Here is a 464-nt window from a genome sequence, read left to right as displayed (position 1 = left end):
ACCCTTGATCTCGGCACCGTCATTGACGCCGGTGATGGTGATGGTCACGGTGTGGCTGGTGCCATCCAGGCTCTGTACGGTGAAGGTCTCGACCTTGGTCTCGCCTTCGCCCAGGTACTGCACCTTGTCGTTGGCGACTTCATAGCTCCACTTGCCATCTGTGGTGATGGTCAGGCTACCCAACACACTGCCGGTCGGGGTACCGGTACCGGCCTTGAACACCGCCTCGCCCGCATCCAGATCGGTCAGGGTCAGGGTGCCGCTGTCGGTCAGGGTCGGATCGGTGGCATCCTCGGTCACCGCGCCGTGGTCGTCGCCGGCAATCACCGCACCGTCGTTGACGCCGGTGATGGTGATGGTCACGGTGTGGCTGGTGCCATCCAGGCTCTGTACGGTGAAGGTCTCGACCTTGGTCTCACCCTGGCCCAGGTACTGCACGTCGCCGTTGGCCACGTTGTAGGTCC

Annotated in this window: 1 protein-coding gene; it reads right to left on the bottom strand. The window is 63.4% G+C overall.

All coding sequences use genetic code 11. The features are described 5' to 3' along the window. The coding region (locus AACW18_RS11290) for a VCBS domain-containing protein (RefSeq protein WP_218390085.1) at nt 1–464 on the bottom strand (464 nt) is incomplete at both ends.

Source organism: Aeromonas sp. sia0103, assembly GCF_963895295.1.
Lineage (GTDB): Bacteria > Pseudomonadota > Gammaproteobacteria > Enterobacterales > Aeromonadaceae > Aeromonas > Aeromonas encheleia.
The sequence above is the reverse complement of the archived record's forward strand: the minus strand, read 5'-3'. Positions and strand labels throughout refer to the sequence as shown.